This is a genomic window from Streptomyces sp. CAI-85 (genome assembly GCF_013363615.1).
Lineage (GTDB): Bacteria > Actinomycetota > Actinomycetes > Streptomycetales > Streptomycetaceae > Streptomyces > Streptomyces antibioticus_B.
On sequence record NZ_JAANNX010000011.1, the window covers coordinates 35,196 to 51,469 of the forward strand.

Here is a 16,274-nt window from a genome sequence, read left to right on the forward strand (position 1 = left end):
CCGTGGCAGACACCATCGATGTCACCGGCGCGGACGCGGTGAAGACCGCGCCCGCGCCGGGCCCCGGCCGCCGACCGGGCTCGGGATTCGCCCGCTACCTGGCCACGAAGCTGGCGGCCGCGGCGGTCAGCTTCCTGGCCACGCTCGTCATCGGCTTCGTCCTGTTCAGCCTGATGCCGGCCGACCCGGTGCAGTCCATCACCCGCGGCCGGCCGACCAGCGACGCGCAGATGGCGGAGCTGCGCCGGCAGCTCGGCCTGGACCAGTCGGTGCCGGAGCGCTTCTTCCACTTCGTGACCGACACCCTGAGCGGGCATCTGGGCGACTCCTGGGAGTTCCAGCAGCCGGTCGGCTCGCTCATCGGGGACCGACTGTGGCCGACCCTGCTGCTGATGGGCAGCGCCACCCTCATCTCGGTGGCGCTGGGTCTCTGGCTGGGCGTCAGGTCCGGCTGGCGGCACGGCAGTTGGCTGGACCGTATCGCCACCGGCGCCTCCCTGACGCTCTGGTCGGTGCCGACGTTCTGGCTCGGCATGATCCTGCTGATCACGTTCAGCGTGGGCATCGGCCCGTTCCCCGGCTTCCTGCCGGCGGGCGGGATGAGCGACCCCGCGATCACCGGCGGCCTCGACCATGTCCTCGACGTGGCCAAGCATCTGGTGCTGCCCTGTCTGACCATGGTCCTGGTGGTCTTCGCCCAGTACGTGGCCGTCATGCGCTCCTCGATCATCGACGAGCTGGGCAGCCCCTATCTGCTCACCGCGCGGGCCAAGGGGCTGCGCGACGACGACGTACGGCGCAGGCACGCCGTACCCAACGCGCTGCTGCCCTCGGTCACCATGATCTTCATGCACCTGGGCACGGTGCTCGGCGGTGCCATCACCGTGGAGACCGTCTACTCCTGGCCGGGCCTGGGCCAGCTCAGCTACCAGGCCCTGAAGGTGCCCGATCTGCCGCTGCTCCAGGGCACGTTCATCGTCTTCAGCGCGTCGGTGATCCTCATGAACCTCCTCGCCGACGTGATCTACCGCTTCCTCGACCCCCGGGTGCGTGCCCAGTGACCCACCACGAACCCCTCACCGAGACCGCCCCGCCCCCGGCGACGGGCACCGACCCCGCGCCGCCGGCCGCAGCGGTCGTACCGCGGTCGCGAAACGCCGGACTCGGCGGCTTCGTACGGTCCTTCGTGCGCATCCGCTCCGGTGTGGCGGGCCTCGGCATCCTCGTCGTGTTCGGCCTGCTCGCCCTGTGCGCACCGCTGTTCATCTCCGACGACGACCTCAACGTCATCAAGGTGGACGGCCCCTCCCTGCACTCCCCCACCGACGGCTATCCGCTCGGCACCGACCAGGAAGGGCGCTCCATCCTGCTGCTGGTCATCTGGGGAGCCCGCTCCTCGCTGTCCATCGGGCTGATGGCGACCGTGCTGACGGTGGTGCTCGGCAGCGCCGTCGGGCTGGTCGCCGGGCACTACGGCGGCTGGATCGGCAAGGCGCTGATGCACCTCACCGACTGGTTCATCGCCCTGCCGAGCCTGCCGCTGGCGATCTCGCTGTCGGCGGTGATCGGGCAGGGCACCGCGTCCATCACCATCGCCATCGCGGTCACCAGTTGGTCGTCGACGGCCCGCCTGGTGCGGGCGCAGACCCTCGCCGTGGAGGCCAAGCCGTTCATCGAGCGGGCCAGGGCGCTGGGCGCGGGCGGACCGCAGGTGATGCTGCGGCACGTCCTGCCCAACGTCACCCCGCTGATCCTGGTCTCCTCCACCCTCACGGTGGCCTCGGCGATCCTGTCCGAGGCGACCCTGACCTTCCTCGGTCTGGGCGACCCGACCGGCATCTCCTGGGGCGCGATGCTCAACTCGGCGCTGAGCGGCGGCGCCGTCACCTCCGGCGCCTGGTGGTACCTGTACCCGCCGGGCATCGCCATCCTGATCGTCGTCCTCGGCTTCACCCTGACCGGCCGCGCCGTGGAGACCCTTCTCAACCCGAGGTCGGTGAAGACACGTTGAACGCGATGCTGGAGGTCAAGGACCTCAGAGTCACGTATCACGGCGGCGGGCGCACCGTGCCCGCCGTGCGCGGGGTGGACCTCACCCTGGACGCCGGGCAGACGCTCGGCCTGGCCGGCGAGTCCGGCTCGGGCAAGTCCACCCTGGCGATGAGCCTGCTACGGCTGCTGCCGGCCGCCGCCGAGGTCACCGGCCAGGTGCTCTACCAGGGCGAGGACCTGCTCACCGCCAACTGGAGCCGGATGCGCGCGGTGCGCTGGGCGGAAGCCTCCGTGGTCTTCCAGGGCGCGATGACCGCCCTCAACCCGGTGCACACCATCGGCGACCAGCTCGTCGAGCCGATCCTGCTGCACGGCCGCAGGGCCGGCGAGGAGGGCGGCCGGATCACCGACAGGCAGGCCCGCGCCCGCGCGGCCGAGCTGCTGGAGTCGGTGGGCGTCCCGGCGCGCCGGATGCGCAGCTATCCGCACGAGTTCTCCGGCGGCCAGCGCCAGCGCATCATGATCGCCATGGCCCTGGCCTGCCGCCCGAACCTGGTCATCGCGGACGAGCCCACCACCGCGCTCGACGTGATGGTGCAGGCCCAGATCCTGGACCTGCTGTCGGACCGGGTGCGCGACGAGGGCATCGGCGTCATCATGATCAGCCACGATCTGTCCGTCCTCGGCCAGATGTGCGACCGCCTCGCGGTGATGTACGCCGGTGAGCTGGTGGAGTCCGGCCCCTCCCGGCAGCTCCTGGACGATCCCCGGCACCCGTACACCCGGGCGCTGTCCCGCGCCTTCCCCACCATCGGCGACCCCGCCTCCCGGATGGCGCCGGCCGGGCTGCCCGGCGACCCGCCCGACCCGGCCGCCCTCGGCCCGGGCTGCCCCTTCGCGGCCCGCTGCCCCGACGTGCACGAGGTCTGCGACAGCAGCCCCGTCGCGCTGTGGCCCGCCGGTCCCGCACGGCAGTCGGCGTGCCTGCGGGTGCTGCCCGGTTTCCCCGACGTCCCCACGGCCCCGCACGAGCCCGAACCGTCCCCGGAAGGAGCCCGCTCATGACCGTCACCGCCCCGGGCACGGTCACCGGACCCGACGCGGCCACGGCGCCCGCGCTGGAGGTCCGCGACCTGCACATCACCTACCCGCCCCGGGCGGGCCGCGGCCCGGCCCGCGCGGTGGACGGCGTCGACCTCCATCTGGGCCGCGGCGAGATCCTCGCCCTGATCGGCGAGTCCGGCTGCGGCAAGTCCACCCTGGCCCGCGCCCTGACCGGACTGGTCAGGCCCACGTCCGGCGAGGTGCTGTGCGACGGCGTGCCGCTGCGCCACACCGGCGCCGCGCTCAAGGCGCACCGCCGCAAGGTGCAGTTCGTCCTCCAGGACCCCGGCGGCGCCCTCAACCCGCGGCAGAACGTGTTCGACGCGGTCGCCGAGGGCCCCCGGCTGCACCGGATGAAGGACGGCCTCGAACAGCGCGTGCACTCCGCCCTGTCCAAGGCCGGGCTGCGCCCTCCGGAGCAGTTCCTGTCGCGTTTCCCGCACGAGATGTCCGGCGGTCAGCAGCAGCGCGTGGTGATCGCGGGCGCGCTGGCGCTGGAGCCCTCGGTGATCGTCGCCGACGAACCGGTGGCCTCTCTGGACGCCTCCGTGCGCGGCGAGATCCTCAAGCTCGTCCTCGACCTGCGCCGCGACCTCGGCCTGTCCTCCCTGGTGGTCAGCCACGACCTGGGGCTCGCCTGGAACATCGCCGACCGGGTGGCCGTGATGTACCTGGGGCGGATCGTCGAGGTGGGCACCGTGGAGGAGGTCCTGCTCGCGCCGCAGCATCCGTACACCAAGGCGCTGCTGTCGGTGGTGTCCGCGCAGGGCGGGCCCGGTGCGCGCCGGCCCCAGCTCCTCCAGGGCGAGCCGCCGGACCCGACGGACGTGCCCGGCGGCTGCCGGTTCCATCCGCGCTGCCCGGTGTGGGCCGGTCTCGACGCGGCGGGGCGCGCGGAGGCGGGGTGCGATCGGCGGGCGTTGCCGGTCCTGTCCACGTGGGCGCCCTCTACGGCGTCGGCGTCGCTGTCGGCTCCGGTGGGCGGTCGGGCCGCGTGTCACCTCGTGAGCGTGTCGTGAACGCGACGGCGACGCCGAGGTGCGCGGCCGGCACCCGCCCGGCTGCGCCGCTGGTCGTACGGGACGTGGACGGCCCGCTGGAGATGGCCGACTGCGTCGCGCTGTACGAGCGGGTCATGGGCCTGCGCCCCGGCGACGGCAGCCTCAACCCACGGCTGCTGACCGCTCTCCAGGACAACAGCGGCCTGGTCGTCGGCGCCTATCTCGGCGAGGCGCTGGTGGGGTTCACCTACAGCTTCCTGGCCCGCGACCGGGGCACCGACGGACAGGGCCCGCGCCTGTACCAGTACTCCCAGTTGGCCGTGGTGGCGCACGAACGCCAGGGCCTCGGCATCGGACGGCTCCTCAAACTCGGCCAGCGCGACCGCTGCCTCGCCGAGGGGACGACGCTGATCCGCTGGGCGTACGACCCGATGCAGACCCGCAACGCCCACTTCAACCTGGACGTGCTCGGCGCGGTGGTGGACGCGGTCAAGCCCGCGATGTACGGCGCCTCGGGCTTCGGCGCCGCCACCGGCGAGTCCACCGACCGCTTCATCGTCTCCTGGCACCTGGACGCCCCGGCACGGCCCGCCGTGCCCGCTCCCGGTGCGCCGCCGGGCGGCTGGAGCGTCGGCCAGGTGTACGACGACGGCGACGACCGGATCGTGGTCCTGCCCGACGACTGGCACCGGCTGCGCGCCGACGCCGGCCCGGAGCACGCCGCCCGGCTGCGCGGCCGTCTCACGTCCGCCTTCGCCCGGCTGCTCGCCGACCGTACGGCCGTCTCGTGCGTACGGCTGCCCGACGGCCTCGCCGCCTACCGCTTCATCCCCCGTGCCGCCGCGCCCGGCACAGCCCGCCGGACCTCTTGCTAGTCCGGACCTCTTGCTAGTCCGGGCCTCTAGCTAGTCCGGGCCTCTTGTTAGGACGACTTCGCACATGACCGTCACCCTTGCCGAGATCGAGCTGGCGCTGGTCCGCCTCGATCTCGTCCACTCCTTCGAGACCAGCTCCCACCGCAAGTCGTATCTGGAGCACATCGTCGTCCGCGCGACCGCGGAGGACGGCAGCGTCGGCTGGGGCGAGTGCGCCTCGCCGAGCGACCCGTTCTACTGCGGCGAGTCCACCTGGAGCTGCTGGCAGGTGCTCGGCGAGTACCTCGCCCCGATGCTGCTCGGCCGGGCCTGGGACCACCCCGAGGACGCGGCCCGGCTCACCGCCAAGGTGAGCGGCAACCACTTCGCCCGCGCCGGCCTCGACATGGCCTGCTGGGACCTGTACGGGCAGCGGCGCGGCGAGCCGCTGGCCGACGTGCTCGGCGCCGACGCCGACGCGGTGCCCGCCGGGGTCAGCCTCGGCATCGAGCCGACGATCGACGCGCTGCTCGCGCAGGTCTCCCGGCATGTCGACGACGGCTACCGCCGGATCAAGCTGAAGATCCGCCCCGGCTGGGACCTCGAACCGGTCCGCGCCGTCCAGGACGCCTTCCCCGGCGTCGCCCTCCAGGTGGACGCCAACACCGCCTACCGCCCCGAACAGGAGTCCGTACTCGCGGAGTTGGACGGACGCGGCCTGCTGATGATCGAGCAGCCGTACGCCGCCACCGACCTGCTCTCCCACGCCCGGCTCGCCGCCCGCCTCGACACCCCGGTGTGCCTGGACGAGTCGGTCACCACCCCGGACGTGCTGCGCACCGCGCTCCACCTGGGCGCGGCGGACGTCGTCAACATCAAGGTGTCCCGGCTCGGCGGGCTCGGCCCGTCGAAGACGGTGCACGACCTGTGCCTGGACGCCGGGGTGCCGGTGTGGTGCGGCGGGATGCACGAGTTCGGCATCGGCCGGGCCGCCAACCTGGCCCTCGCCGGACTGCCCGGCTTCACGCTGCCCTCGGACGTCTCCGGCTCCGACAAGTACTACCGGCAGGACATCGTCACGCCGCCGATCCGCGCCGTGGACGGCATGGTCGCCGTACCCCGCTCCCGGCCCGGCATCGGCCTCGACGTCGACCCCGGCCGACTGAGCCGGCACACCACGCGCACCTGGACCATCCGTCCCGGCGCCACCCTGGAAGGAAAGGCAGCATGAAGGTCCTGATCTCCGCCGACATGGAGGGCGTCACCGGCGTCACCTTCCCCGACGACTGCGAGCCGGGACACGCGCGTTGGGAGTACAACCGGCAGTTCCTCACCGCCGACGTCAACGCCGCGATCGCCGGATTCGCCGCCGCCGGCGCCACCGAGATCCTCGTCAACGAGGCCCACGCGGACCAGCGCAATCTGCTCCTCGACCGGCTCGACACCCGGGCCACGCTGCTGATCGGCACGCACAAGCCGCTCGGCATGATGGAGGGCATCGACCGCTCCCCCGACGCGGTCGGCTTCGTCGGCTACCACACCGGCGCGGGCCAGCCGGGCGTCCTCGCCCACACCTATCTCCCCAACACCATCACCGCGGTGCGCATCAACGGCGAACCGGCCTCCGAGGGCCGTATGAACGCCCTGCTCGCCGACGAGTACGGCGTCCCGGTCGTCCTGGTCACCGGCGACGACCTGTGCTGCGAGGACGCCCGCGGCTGGGCGCCGCACGCCGCCCACGCCGTGGTCAAGACGTGCGTGGACCGCTACTCCGCGATCTGTCTGCCGCCCGAGGTGAGCGCCGCCCGCATCACCGAGGCCGCGCGCGAGGGCCTCGCGTCCCTGCCCGCCTCCGGGGGCCCGACGGCGCCGCCCGCCGAGGGTTACACCTACGAAGTGTCCTTCGACGCGGCCCACTTGGCGCCCGCCGCGAGCTACATCCCCGGCGTCGTCCAGACCGACGCGCTGACCGTACGGTTCACGCTGCCGACGATGTACGAGGCGATCCGCTGCTTCCGCGCGCTGACCCGGGTGGTCACCTCGGCCGTGGAGAACTGTTATGGCTGAGCCCTCCGAACTCCTGTCGCTGGCCCGCACGTTCGGCGACACCGTCCTCGAACGCTGGTCGCATCTGGTGTCGTTGGAGACCCCGTCCGGCGACGCCGACCGCGCGGCGGTGTTCGGCAGGGAACTGGCAGCGGGCCTCTCCGCCACCGCCGACCGCGTGGAGCAGCCGCCGGGACCGGGTGGCGATCACCTGGTGGCGTACTGGAACGGGCGTGAGAGCGCCGACGACGGTTCCCCGGCCGGACACACACTCCTCGTGGCGCACAGCGACACCGTCTTCCCGGCCGGGACGGTCGCCCGGCGCCCCTTCACGCTCGCCGAGGACGGGGACACGGTCACCGGCCCGGGGGTCTTCGACATGAAGGGCTCCCTGGTCGCCGTAGAGCTCGCGATGGGCCTGCTGTCCCGTACGGGAGCCACGCCCAGACGTGCGGTACGGCTGGTGGTGGTCAACGACGAGGAGATCGGCAGCCCCGACGGCAGCCGCCTCGTGGCCCAGCACGCCGAGGGCGCCCACGCGGTGCTCGGCCTCGAACCTCCGCTGCCCGGGGGCGCGTTGAAGATCGGCCGGCGCGGGGTGGCCCGGGTACGGCTTCGCGTCAGCGGGGTGAGCGCCCACGCCGGGCTCGACGCCGCCCTCGGCGTCTCCGCGATCGACGAACTCGTGGATCAGCTAGCCGGGTTGCGGGCGACGGCCGCCGCGCTCCCCGACGCCGCGCTGAACGTCGGCACGATCAGCGGCGGGACGCGCGCCAATGTCGTCGCCGACCACGCGGAAGCGGAGATCGGCCTGCGCTATGCCACCGCCGAGACGGAACGGGCCCTGATGACGGCCCTGTTGGAGCCGAGGCCGGTGCGGGAGCGCGCGGCGCTGACCGCGGAGAGGCTGTCCCACCGCCCGGCGTGGGCGATGGACCCGGCCAACCCCTTGGCCGCCGAACTCACCACGCTGGCAACCACATTGGAACTGCCCCTACCCCTCGGCTCGTCCGGCGGCGCCGGCGACACCAACATCACCGGTGCGCTCGGCATCCCCACGGTCGACGGCCTGGGTCCGGCGGGCGCGGGCGCCCACAGCGAGGACGAACACGCCTCGCTGTCCTCCCTGTTGGAGCGGGCGGCACTGATCGCCACGTACCTGCACACGCACTGACCCCTGTCTTGGACCCCTGTCTTGTCAATTGTCATGTCAAGGAGCACCACCATGCCCCTCACCCTCCCCTCCGAGGGCCTCATCCGCCCCGTCGCGCCCAAGCCCGGTGACCGTGTCGCCGTGATCGCCGCCAGCGGACCGACCGACCAGGAGAACCTGGAGACCGGCCTGGAGTCGCTGCGCGGACTCGGCTTCCAGCCGGAGGTGTTCGCCTCGGCGCGGGCGACCGGCGAGTACCTGGCCGGCGACGACGCGCTGCGCGCCCGCGACCTGACCGCCGCGCTCACCGACCCGGCGTTCACGGCCGTCTTCTGCGCCAACGGCGGCTACGGCGCCCAGCGCACTCTGGAACTGGTCGACTGGGACGCCATCGGCACGCCCACTCCGCGCACCGTCATCGGCTTCTCCGACGTGACGGCGCTGATGGAGGCGGTGGCGGTGAAGCTGGGCTGGAAGGGCCTGTTCGGCCCGATGCCCGCCATCCGCGGCTTCCACCCGGGCCGCGCCGACTTCGACGGCCTCGCCGCGCTGCTCACCGACCCGGCCTCGGTGAAGGAACTGCGCTTCCCGGACTCCCGCCCGCTGGTCGGCGGCACGGCCGAGGGCGTCACCCTGGGCGGCACGGTCACGCTGCTCGCCTGCTCCCTCGGCACGGACACGTCACTGCCCGCGCGCGGAGGCATCGTCCTTCTCGAGGACGTGGACGAGGAGACCTTCCGCCTCGACCGCTTCCTCACCCAGCTCCGCCGCGCCGGCTACTTCGACGGCGCGGCCGGCATCGTCTGCGGCACCTTCACCGACTGCGGCACCCGCGAACGCGTAGAGCAACTCCTCCACGACCGCCTCGCCGACCTCGGCATCCCGGTCCTGGTAGGCGCGGACATCGGCCATGGGGTGCCTCAGCAGACGTTTCCTATTGGCACGCGGGCCCGGCTCGATGCGGACGGGGGTGTGCTGACGTTCTTGGATCCGGTGCTTGGCTAAGGCGGTGGGGACGGGGGGTGCGGGTGAGGGGCGCACACGCGCGTGGGCGGGTCGCGGGGGGCGTCGACCCGCCCCCTACCGCCTCGCCGGCACCTGATCTTGACGTGGCTCACGAGCGTGACGTCAGATGCGGTGAGAAGCAGGTACCGACAGGCGGCACCGCCGTGGGGGGTTCAGGAACACTCCTCGCCCTGGCCCGGACCATCTCCGACGACGAACACATCTGCTACGTCCAGGACGTCGTGGTCAACCCTGCCCATCACCGGCGGGGCATCGGCCGAGCCCTGATCGAGCACCTCATGCGGCGCTACTCGCACTGCCGCTTCTTCCTCCTGTCCACAGACCACGAGTCGTCACCGGAAGGCCGGCGCAACCACGCCTTCTACCGGAGCCTTGGCTTCCTGTCCTACGAGGAGAAGCAGATGGCAGGCTTCGGACTGCCCAGGCATCGCCCGAACCTGCGCGACACAACCCCATAGAGCGTCGCCCCTCCGGCGTCCCGCCGCCTCGTCGGTGGCTCGGTCGCCGTCTGCGGAGCGTGCCCGGGCTTGCAGTGCTGCGTTGTCACTTGTCGGTGCGATGATCACCGAGGCGTGCGTGAGCCGCCGGTATCTCGACTCGGGGGGCTTGATGGACACGTGGCAAGACCTGGCAGCGGTGGTGGAGGAGCGTCTGACGGCCATGTCGTCAGACGAGCGTGGAGTCTTCGCCGCCGGCGCCGCGGAACGGCTCATGTGCCGGCACGAGGCATTGCCCGAGGAGGATCAGGCGCCGTTCACCATAAGCCTTCGACCTCTGTTGAACTCCGTGTGGGAGGCCGTCCTCGGGGACTCGACCGCTTTCACTGCCGTGAAACGCGGGGTGGCCGAGTACCTGCTCAGCGACTACTGCCACAACGACGGCCAGGACGGTCCCGACGACGCGGACGAGCACGCGGCAGCCGCGACACTCCATGCCGCGCACGCCTACCTCTTCGAGTGCGCGGACTTCGCAATCTGGGCCGGCCGCCGGGCCGTGGACGCTGTGGATGAGCACCTTCAGTACCTCGCCGAGTCGGATGAGGACACACCCGGCCTCGACGAGGCCCTTGTTGCCGAGCTCCGTCGGCAACTTGAGGATCTCGACCTCATCGCGACGTACTCGAAGGACCTGCGGTACGCGTCCCTGGGCCTGCCCATCGACACGTCCGTCCGGCTCCGCGTGGAAGTGCGTACTCCACTCTCCAGCGTGGCTGATCGATCCGGGTGATGGCGGCTGTCAGGTAGTGCTCTGTTCCGCTCGGTGAGTTCGTTCACCATCGCGCCTCGTGGCGGCGGGCATGATCGGGAACGGCCGCTTCACTATCAAAAGTGCGTGGCGATTCCGAAGACCCGGCGCAGTTGTGCCATGTCGTCCCGGTCGCGTTGCGATGGTTCGTAGCCCTGGTGGAAGTAGACCTGCTGCTCGGCGGACAGGCATGTGACGGGTGTGCCCTTGATGGTGCCCGTCACGAAGCAGGAGGAGGGATAGACGAAGGGGCGTTGCGGGTCGGGTGACGCCTGCACCGCCGAGCCATCGTCGCTGAAAACCAGTGGATGAAGATCGATCTCCCTGCCCTCCGGGGCCGTCATGACGAATCGGACCGGCCGCCAGTTCAGGCTTTCCGCGTAGCCTGCCGAGCTGAGGGCCGCCAGCACGGTGGCCTCCTGGTCCTGCCGGTGCATGATGTCCAGGTCGCGGTGGTCACGGGTCTGTTCGCCCACCAGAGCATCGATGCCCCATCCGCCACCGACCCAGACATCAGCGCCCGCCCGCCGCAACAGCGCGAGGATGATCAACACTTCATCAGGTGACATCACGTGGTGCAGGCTAGGAACCTCGGCAGCCAACGGCGAACAATTTCTCCCAGGAGCGACAGAGCAAGGTCGGAACCGCTCTGTGATCGTCGGTCGGCGTGTCAACGCGGGCGGCAGTCTCCCAGCCAGTTGGGGCGCACCCGAAGGGGCAGGGACGCGGCGCGGCGCCCCGGGTCCCTGGGTGATCACTGCCCACCTCACCGCTCGGTAGGCGGATGATCCGAACGCGCGGGAGGATCGTTCCAGCAGCCTTCGATCTCCCACTCGGCACCCGCTACGTCGCCTCGCACAGCCGAGAAGGCCAAAGCTGAGGCACGCGCACACGTCGGGGCCAACGGTGCCCATCAGTCCGCACACCGCCCTCCAGGCCGGTCACGCCCGTAATTGTCTCGCGGCTCCGGACGGCCTGGTGGTTTCATCGGTCGGACCAGAGATCATGCCCCGGCCTCATGGACCATCCGCTCGAACACCTCCTCCAGGTCACTAATACGTCGCTTGATCCTCAGAGAGTTTGCATCATACACCGAACTATAGAACTTCGTTGCCGCCATTTGCAGGACCAAAGTGACCGTTCCCTCACTTACCTTTTCTATCGAGTGAACCTCCGAGGATTCAATTTTGTACGTTTCCCCTGCGCTGCGCTCAACTACCCGCCGTGCGCGAACCCTCCCTCCTTCGATCCGATCCCACCTCCGTTCCCACAAACAGCCACTCAACACTGCACTCACGAATGCATATCGATGGTCGTGAATGGACGCTGCGAAATCCGCCACTTCGCCGCTCCAGGGTTTGTAGACGTGAAGCCAGACCCGCGCCTTCCGGTGCCCTGAGGAAGCAATGCACCACTTGTAGTGGGTACTCCGCTCTGCCGACATGCAGAGCATTCCCTCCCTCGCAGCCGGCTGGAGTGTGGAGCAGTATGCTCGCGCCAGCCGCGCAACGTCGAAGCGCTCCGAGAGCGCGTGATGTGCCTTGTCCAGCCCTCCGTCACCCGGTTCGTTCCCAAGAGAGATCAACTCCTGAGCCAGATCGCCAAAATCTTTCGTACCGATCACTTCAGCTCACTCTCCCCCTGGAGCCGGATTGCTCGCGCGGCATCGTCATCCCCTTGGTGATGACCAAGACATGATGGACGATCGGAAAACGATAGGCACCAGACTCCGTACGGTATAGCCCGTCGAGATACGGACGTTCGGCCAGTATCGTTTCACGGATCTCTCCGCGCCTCTGGACCGTGCCAGCATTGCTGTTCGTGGCCATAAAGCTCAGCACATCGGCCAGCTCACCGAGATCTCTGCCATAGAGGGAACTATGCGCCACGTCTCGGGTGACTGGTGCAAGTGACTCCAGCTTGCGAAGAATCATCGCGAAATAGCGATCACCGTGTCCTCGCAATGTATGCCCAATGCGATGCAAGAGCCGGTTATAGTCGTCCAAATGATCGCGAAACGTGACCACGATGATTCTGCCGCCCTCTTCCAGCGCACCCCACGCGGCATCCAGGATCGCTTCGCACTGAAATCTTCCACCATACAAGCAGTAACACAGGAGAATATTGTCATAGCGCCTGGTCAGGTTACAGGGAAATGTGGCTTCAATGACATTGAGGCTCTTGGCGCGAAGCACCTCCACACACTGGACGTGACATTCAATTGCCGTATAGTCACGGGTTCTGAGGCCGAGGATCTCCGGTATGTCACCGCACCCCGCACCGACATCCAAAATACTTCCCGGCCCCAGTAAGGGACCAAGAACCCCGGCGACGACCTCCTTTTCGTCGCCGGCCTCGACAAATTTTCGGTACTGCTCATAGTAGTCGGGCGGTTTGACGACGACGATACCCTTTCCCTGTGCCCCCCGAGCCGAACTCGTCACGGCGACCTCCACTCCTGATCTTTCATGGAAACAACGTCAGGACTTCACAGCAATTATCGCCACGAAGTTGTTGACACGCCAGAAAACTTCGTACCGGCTGAATCCGGCGCATTCGAGAAGTCGTATGTTGCCGTCGAGAGTCAGCGGATGCATGATCGAATGAAGCTGCCGATTCTTCCCCAGCACCTCTTCCGCACTGCGAAACTCCTGCTTGAAGGAGATGTGCCGATCGTCGATCAGATGCTCCAGATATCCATCCTTCGCGTAAACCTTTTCCGCCAGGATAAAAGCGCCGTTGAGGGTCAACGCAGAATGAATGTTTCGAGCGATCTCCTGCCGCTCATGGACCGGTATGAACTGAAAGGTGAATATAGCGGTGATCAGGCTTGCATTCGAGAATCTGGTGGCTGGCGACACCTTTTCTTGCAAGAGTTTCGCATTTCTGCGACTCGCGGCGAAGGAGTTCGAGAAGTTGACGTTGGGTTCCACGCCAATAAAATTGACCGACTTTCTGCGCGACTCGTCCTCCTCGGATTCGACGTGCAAGGCGAGCGTGTTGATCAGACGGCCCGTGGAACAACCGATGTCATAAACGTTTGTCCCCGATTGGATAATGGCATGGGCCAAGCCGACGACAATTTCATCGAGGAGGTCGTATCCGCGAATCTCTGTGGAGATATGCGCATCAAAGTCGGTCACAGTACTGAAGCTGAACTTCTGTGCGCCATTTTTCTGCTTGGACACGGGAACGTCCTGTGGATACATTTCCGTTAACCCTCGTGGAGTCGCCGACTACATCTCACAGGTCTTGCGCCATACCCTTACCAAGGGCCTGATCTAGGATGTTTCGAGTAAAAGCATCCAGATCCATACCTTCGAGCTCATCACTCGCAACCCATCTCGCATCCAAGACCTCGGAGCTTTGCACAGACAGATCACAGGGATCGCAATGGACGAGATAGTTCAACTGAATAACAGAGACCGATCGACGTGGGGCTGGCTCCTCATAGGCAGACGTTCCGACGAGCACGGCATCCTTTACTTCGATCCCAGATTCTTCCAGGATCTCCCGCCTCAATGCTTCCTCTACTGTTTCTCCGTGGCAAACATGTCCTCCCGGCACGCTCCAAGCACCTGGCTTTATCGAATCATTCAAAGATCTCCGTACAAGTGCAATCCTCGAGTCGACAATACAGACACCGGCCACTACAATCGCAAAGAGGCCATCAGTGCTGTCGTCCTCGGACTGTTGCCTCACCTACGCCACCTTTCTCATATTGACGAAGAATCGCCTTTCGAATTCCTTGGCGGACAGACGCAGCCTCGCCACCTCGCCGGAGTCGATGTGCCCCAATCCCACATCGTCGAGCGCACTCATCAAATCACTCTCATTGTCCCTGTGATCAAAGGTGACGCGCCGCTCCGCCGTCTCCAATTGCCTCGACAACTCCAATGAGTACGTCTGATAGGCGAGCGACAGGTGCGAGTACCGATAGGTCGTCGGGTTCACGGTGGAGCGACCGGGATTGGCGTGGTACAACGCGACATACACCGCTTCGTCCGTACGTTCCAGCCTCACCACGGAAAGCAAAGTACCGTCGAGGGACACGCAAACCTTGCACTTGTTCCTGAGATCGAAGAGCGCAATCAGGGTTCGAGCTATCTCGTTCCGCAGTTCTTCCACGATCTCATCGATCGTGCGCTCAGACGCCGAAGGTATGAGCATCCTGTCGGCCGCCCGCCGGCGAAGCGACCGGATGTTCGACGGATCGAGCATGAGTACATGAACTTCGGTGAACGCTTTGGAGCAGTAGTTGACGTAGGGCGCTATCCACTTGCCGGTGCTTCCTCGAAACTGAATCTCGGATGATTTCTTGAAGTCCTTCATCAAGTCGCTCATGAAGCTGCTGTCGAAGTGATCCGTGGGAGGATACTCTCGGGTCGGCATGTGCATTTCCGATATTCTCGTCAGCTCGGCGACGGTCGCGTCTCGCTGCTCCCGGAAGAGTTCCGTGAGTGAGTGTCTGAGAAAGTAGTTCGACTCTCGGTTGACGAACAACGTCACAAATGCTGCAAAAAGTGCCGCCGAGACGATTCCGGAGCCAATCGAAGAGAGCTTCTGCTCGACACTGGCTTCTTTGTCCAGCAGCAACAGAGCCAGTCCGGCAACGAAACTAAGCGTCGTCATCAACCAAAAGGCGTACGTGACGATGCGTCGCGCGGTCCTCGTATCGCTTGGCAAGGAAGACATCGGCGACTCCGTTGGTGACGGCACCTGCAGGACGCAAGCCCATAGCGAAGCATGCCCTGCAAGTCACCGTCTAGGCTCTGCGGGTCTGCGAGGTTGAACGGTGCGTTCGCGTCCCTTGGTTTGACAGGCGGTGTGTGGCATGTCTGTAATTGGCTGCTTCTCAGCGTTTCGGAAGCCCAACTCGTTGCGAGCGCCGAGCTTGATCACAAGGTGGATCCCGCCGCTGGGTGTTGTCGCGCCAGGTCTCGGCGAAGAGCTGATCTCGAGCCTCTGGCAGTCGGCGGCAGGAGCCGGTTGGCGAACCCGTGAGCGCAGGCGATTCCAAGCCGTGAGCAACGTCGCGGTTGCGCCGAAGCCGAGCCCGGTTCGACTTCTAACACCGCCACGCTTGAGACGACTCAGAGATCATCTCCGGGACAGCCCCTAACCCGTGCCGTCAGTCAGGGCTGAGAGCACGAAGCGACGTCCGGACCTCCGCCCCCCACTTGGTCCTAGCGGACGAAGTCCGCCACTCCCCCAGCTCGTAGGCTCCCCCGCACCGAGCAAGAGGGATGCCGTGGTGGAGTCGGACGGGTTGGACGGGCAGGTTGAGATGGACCGGGTAGGGGCGTGGTTGCGTGCGCGGTTGCCCGGGTTGCTCACGGAGTGGGGTGTGCCGGGGGCCGCTGTGGCCGTCGGGGTGAGCGAGCGAGTAGCGGAGAGTGTGGCCGGGGTGCTGAGCGCGGCCACGGGGATGCGGGCCACGGTGGACTCGCTCTTCCAGATCGGCTCGATCACCAAGGTCGTGACCGCGACGCTGCTCATGCAGTTGGCCGACGAGGGGAAGTTGGATCTCGACGCTCCGGTGCGGGACGTTCTCCCCGAGTACCGCATCGCCGACGCGGAAGCCGCGCGGAGGATCACTCAACGCCAACTGCTGGGTCACGTAACCGGGTTCGAGGGGGACGTCTTCACCGACCGCCTCGGCCTGCCCGCCACCGCCACCCCCACGCAACTCCGCGAGGCGGCCGTCGCCCTCTCCGCCCGTTGGGCCGCCCTGGCCTCCCATCCCCGACACACCACCCGAAGCGCCGCCACCACGCTCCAGCGCGCCTGCGACGACATCCTCCACACCCTCGACAGCCATCAGCAGCAGTTCTGACAGAGCAGGGCTGCCGT

The 16,274-nt window shown here is 67.6% G+C and carries 17 protein-coding genes; 12 read left to right on the top strand and 5 right to left on the bottom strand.

Annotated features, from left to right (window positions below):
* The first annotated feature begins 2 nt into the window (after window positions 1–2).
* The 11 genes from G6W55_RS15695 to G6W55_RS15745 all read left to right on the top strand — a co-directional run bounded on the left by G6W55_RS15695 (window position 3) and on the right by G6W55_RS15745 (window position 10,403).
* A complete protein-coding gene (locus G6W55_RS15695) occupies window positions 3–1,061 on the top strand; it encodes an ABC transporter permease (protein ID WP_085213129.1) in 1,059 nt (352 codons plus the stop codon).
* Window positions 1,058–2,011, top strand: a complete 954-nt coding sequence (locus G6W55_RS39405; RefSeq protein ID WP_175521460.1) for an ABC transporter permease — start codon at window positions 1,058–1,060, stop codon at window positions 2,009–2,011. Before G6W55_RS15695 ends, G6W55_RS39405 begins: the two co-directional genes overlap by 4 nt.
* Window positions 2,008–3,057, top strand: coding sequence for an ABC transporter ATP-binding protein (locus G6W55_RS15705; protein ID WP_175521461.1), 1,050 nt, complete (start codon window positions 2,008–2,010; stop codon window positions 3,055–3,057). Before G6W55_RS39405 ends, G6W55_RS15705 begins: the two co-directional genes overlap by 4 nt.
* Entirely contained in the window at window positions 3,054–4,115 is a 1,062-nt protein-coding gene (locus G6W55_RS15710; protein WP_175521462.1) for an ABC transporter ATP-binding protein, read from the top strand. The genes G6W55_RS15705 and G6W55_RS15710 overlap by 4 nt, the downstream gene beginning before the upstream one ends.
* Window positions 4,112–4,972 carry a hypothetical protein gene (locus tag G6W55_RS15715; protein ID WP_175521463.1) on the top strand — a complete coding sequence of 287 codons (861 nt, stop codon included), beginning with the start codon at window positions 4,112–4,114 and terminating at the stop codon, window positions 4,970–4,972. Before G6W55_RS15710 ends, G6W55_RS15715 begins: the two co-directional genes overlap by 4 nt.
* A 64-nt stretch (window positions 4,973–5,036) precedes the next feature.
* Window positions 5,037–6,182 (top strand): o-succinylbenzoate synthase, encoded by a 1,146-nt coding sequence (gene menC, locus G6W55_RS15720; protein WP_175521464.1) that lies wholly within the window; start codon window positions 5,037–5,039, stop codon window positions 6,180–6,182.
* The gene (locus G6W55_RS15725; protein ID WP_175521465.1) at window positions 6,179–7,018 is read left to right on the top strand and encodes a M55 family metallopeptidase; all 840 of its coding nucleotides are present in this window, start codon (window positions 6,179–6,181) and stop codon (window positions 7,016–7,018) included. The genes menC and G6W55_RS15725 overlap by 4 nt, the downstream gene beginning before the upstream one ends.
* Window positions 7,011–8,171: a M20/M25/M40 family metallo-hydrolase gene (locus G6W55_RS15730; RefSeq protein ID WP_175521466.1), complete on the top strand. Its 1,161-nt coding sequence runs from the start codon at window positions 7,011–7,013 to the stop codon at window positions 8,169–8,171. Before G6W55_RS15725 ends, G6W55_RS15730 begins: the two co-directional genes overlap by 8 nt.
* Before the next feature lie 51 nt (window positions 8,172–8,222).
* A complete protein-coding gene (locus tag G6W55_RS15735; protein WP_175521467.1) occupies window positions 8,223–9,155 on the top strand; it encodes an LD-carboxypeptidase in 933 nt (310 codons plus the stop codon).
* 104 nt (window positions 9,156–9,259) lie between these two features.
* Entirely contained in the window at window positions 9,260–9,634 is a 375-nt protein-coding gene (locus G6W55_RS15740; RefSeq protein ID WP_175521468.1) for an N-acetyltransferase, read from the top strand.
* 100 nt (window positions 9,635–9,734) lie between these two features.
* Window positions 9,735–10,403 (top strand): hypothetical protein, encoded by a 669-nt coding sequence (locus G6W55_RS15745; protein WP_175521469.1) that lies wholly within the window; start codon window positions 9,735–9,737, stop codon window positions 10,401–10,403.
* Between the two features lie 95 nt (window positions 10,404–10,498).
* On the opposite strand, the gene G6W55_RS15750 is transcribed toward G6W55_RS15745, so the two are convergent.
* The 5 genes from G6W55_RS15750 to G6W55_RS15770 all read right to left on the bottom strand — a co-directional run bounded on the left by G6W55_RS15750 (window position 10,499) and on the right by G6W55_RS15770 (window position 15,116).
* The gene (locus G6W55_RS15750; RefSeq protein WP_175521587.1) at window positions 10,499–10,990 is read right to left on the bottom strand and encodes a nucleotidyltransferase domain-containing protein; all 492 of its coding nucleotides are present in this window, start codon (window positions 10,988–10,990) and stop codon (window positions 10,499–10,501) included.
* Between the two features lie 1,056 nt (window positions 10,991–12,046).
* Window positions 12,047–12,865 carry a hypothetical protein gene (locus G6W55_RS15755; protein ID WP_175521470.1) on the bottom strand — a complete coding sequence of 273 codons (819 nt, stop codon included), beginning with the start codon at window positions 12,863–12,865 and terminating at the stop codon, window positions 12,047–12,049.
* Between the two features lie 36 nt (window positions 12,866–12,901).
* Complete coding sequence (locus tag G6W55_RS15760; protein ID WP_175521471.1) at window positions 12,902–13,609, bottom strand: hypothetical protein; 708 nt, start codon at window positions 13,607–13,609, stop codon at window positions 12,902–12,904.
* A 55-nt stretch (window positions 13,610–13,664) separates the two neighbouring features.
* Complete coding sequence (locus tag G6W55_RS15765) at window positions 13,665–14,123, bottom strand: NUDIX hydrolase (RefSeq protein WP_175521472.1); 459 nt, start codon at window positions 14,121–14,123, stop codon at window positions 13,665–13,667.
* Window positions 14,124–15,116 carry a hypothetical protein gene (locus G6W55_RS15770; RefSeq protein WP_175521473.1) on the bottom strand — a complete coding sequence of 331 codons (993 nt, stop codon included), beginning with the start codon at window positions 15,114–15,116 and terminating at the stop codon, window positions 14,124–14,126.
* Window positions 15,117–15,708: 592 nt separating this feature from the next.
* Here G6W55_RS15770 and G6W55_RS15775 point away from each other — a divergent pair.
* Complete coding sequence (locus G6W55_RS15775; RefSeq protein WP_175521588.1) at window positions 15,709–16,257, top strand: serine hydrolase; 549 nt, start codon at window positions 15,709–15,711, stop codon at window positions 16,255–16,257.
* Window positions 16,258–16,274 lie beyond the last annotated feature (17 nt).

Bases quoted from the DNA above. Each gene is read 5' to 3' on its own strand.
- G6W55_RS15710 (WP_175521462.1), top strand. From the start codon at position 3,054: ATGACCGTCACCGCCCCGGGCACGGTCACCGGACCCGACGCGGCCACG.
- menC (WP_175521464.1), top strand. From the start codon at position 5,037: ATGACCGTCACCCTTGCCGAGATCGAGCTGGCGCTGGTCCGCCTCGAT.
- G6W55_RS15725 (WP_175521465.1), top strand. From the start codon at position 6,179: ATGAAGGTCCTGATCTCCGCCGACATGGAGGGCGTCACCGGCGTCACC.
- G6W55_RS15730 (WP_175521466.1), top strand. From the start codon at position 7,011: ATGGCTGAGCCCTCCGAACTCCTGTCGCTGGCCCGCACGTTCGGCGAC.
- G6W55_RS15735 (WP_175521467.1), top strand. From the start codon at position 8,223: ATGCCCCTCACCCTCCCCTCCGAGGGCCTCATCCGCCCCGTCGCGCCC.
- G6W55_RS15745 (WP_175521469.1), top strand. From the start codon at position 9,735: ATGATCACCGAGGCGTGCGTGAGCCGCCGGTATCTCGACTCGGGGGGC.
- G6W55_RS15750 (WP_175521587.1), bottom strand. From the start codon at position 10,990: ATGTCACCTGATGAAGTGTTGATCATCCTCGCGCTGTTGCGGCGGGCG.
- G6W55_RS15770 (WP_175521473.1), bottom strand. From the start codon at position 15,116: ATGTCTTCCTTGCCAAGCGATACGAGGACCGCGCGACGCATCGTCACG.
- G6W55_RS15775 (WP_175521588.1), top strand. From the start codon at position 15,709: ATGGACCGGGTAGGGGCGTGGTTGCGTGCGCGGTTGCCCGGGTTGCTC.